6 tRNA genes are annotated in these 1,613 nt (G+C 42.4%); 2 read left to right on the top strand and 4 right to left on the bottom strand.

Annotation, left to right across the window (positions count from 1 at the left end):
- Positions 1–194: 194 nt before the first annotated feature.
- The 4 genes from C2M25_RS16355 to C2M25_RS16340 all read right to left on the bottom strand — a co-directional run bounded on the left by C2M25_RS16355 (position 195) and on the right by C2M25_RS16340 (position 745).
- Positions 195–270 (bottom strand) — tRNA-Glu (locus tag C2M25_RS16355).
- A gap of 78 nt (positions 271–348) precedes the next feature.
- A tRNA-Glu gene (locus tag C2M25_RS16350) sits at positions 349–424 on the bottom strand.
- Positions 425–554: 130 nt separating this feature from the next.
- Positions 555–630: transfer RNA gene (locus C2M25_RS16345), tRNA-Glu, on the bottom strand.
- A gap of 39 nt (positions 631–669) precedes the next feature.
- Positions 670–745: transfer RNA gene (locus tag C2M25_RS16340), tRNA-Ala, on the bottom strand.
- A 641-nt stretch (positions 746–1,386) separates the two neighbouring features.
- Between C2M25_RS16340 and C2M25_RS16335 the strand changes: the two genes are divergently transcribed.
- Positions 1,387–1,462: transfer RNA gene (locus tag C2M25_RS16335), tRNA-Val, on the top strand.
- A gap of 36 nt (positions 1,463–1,498) precedes the next feature.
- Positions 1,499–1,574: transfer RNA gene (locus C2M25_RS16330), tRNA-Val, on the top strand.
- Positions 1,575–1,613 lie beyond the last annotated feature (39 nt).

Raw genomic sequence — 1,613 nt, 5'->3', positions numbered from 1 at the left:
GTCCTAGGCCTCTAGACGATGGGGACACAAAATGTGTCACTAGGACAACTGAATAGTTAGACTCGATTCAGACGAGCTTTTAACAACACAACACTTTAGTAAGTGGCGTCCCCAAGAGATTCGTACTCTTGATAACGTCGTGCATAGATTGCGCGGTGTTCACCGTCCCACTACACATAACCTACTTAGATAAGTGGCGTCCCCAAGGGGATTCGAACCCCTGTTACCGCCGTGAAAGGGCGGTGTCCTAGGCCTCTAGACGATGGGGACACAAAATGTGTCACTAGGACAACTGAATAGTTAGACTCGATTCAGACGAGTTTTTAATAACACAGCACTTTTAGAAAGTGGCGTCCCCAAGGGGATTCGAACCCCTGTTACCGCCGTGAAAGGGCGGTGTCCTAGGCCTCTAGACGATGGGGACACAAAATGTGTCACTAGGACATTAAATGATAGTTTTACTCATATCGGAGTTAAGGTTACTAAAATAACATGTAAGTACTCGAGACTAACATATTTATTTTCTTGGCAATTGCTCACTTACTTAAAGTAAATGGCGTCCCCAAGGGGATTCGAACCCCTGTTACCGCCGTGAAAGGGCGGTGTCCTAGGCCTCTAGACGATGGGGACGCAGAAAACTGCAACCCTAGGACAAACACTATGCAAATCTGGTGGAGCTATGCGGGATCGAACCGCAGACCTCTTCGCTGCCAGCGAAGCGCTCTCCCAGCTGAGCTATAGCCCCGACTTGCATACACACCACCAATTAATGTTGGTTGTGTATCGCTGAGTGCGGGGCGCATTCTATGCAGCCCCCCAAATAAAGTCAACAGTTTTTTATCTAAGTTTATTTAAATGATTTAAATTTCAACAAGCTGACTAAATATCAATCCGTTACGGAGGTATTTTATACAAAGCGCTATCAAATTAGCTATTTTGGGCTAATTGCATTGCTGGTTGGTTATCAAAGGCTCTCTGCTTTTGAATTTACTCCCTGAAAAAAGGTATACATTTATATGCAAAATAAAATTCATTACCTAAAGCTTTAAATAAAACAACTTCGCCCTACCCTACTTTGTTTTTAATAGTGCTAACTAGAGTGCAATTAACTGATGCAAATTTATTGATATGAAAACCGTTTTAAAGATTTACTGTATTCATATCATTTTGGAATGATTTGCACAGGCATAGAGCTATAGATCAAGCTCTGAATATAAGCTTATGAATATAAATTGCATATTTGTTCGCCAAAAAATGCTTAAATGCCATGTCATTGTTTATAAAAGCTGCATCTAACACATTTTTACTCATTCAAGTGTTGACACATTTACAACTCTATCTATAATAGCGCCCCACAACAACGCAGCAATGAGTTGTTTTAGATATGGGTCGTTAGCTCAGTTGGGAGAGCATCGCCCTTACAAGGCGAGGGTCACTGGTTCAAGTCCAGTACGACCCACCATTATTCCCTAATGGTGTTCATATCTAAATTCTTAATGGGTCGTTAGCTCAGTTGGGAGAGCATCGCCCTTACAAGGCGAGGGTCACTGGTTCAAGTCCAGTACGACCCACCATTAAGAAAATTTGCTGTATGTAATATGGGTCGTTAGCTC

Origin of the sequence: Pseudoalteromonas sp. T1lg21 (assembly GCF_002964625.1) — a bacterium.
Taxonomy (GTDB): Bacteria; Pseudomonadota; Gammaproteobacteria; order Enterobacterales; family Alteromonadaceae; genus Pseudoalteromonas; species Pseudoalteromonas gelatinilytica.
The sequence above is the reverse complement of the archived record's forward strand: the minus strand, read 5'-3'. Positions and strand labels throughout refer to the sequence as shown.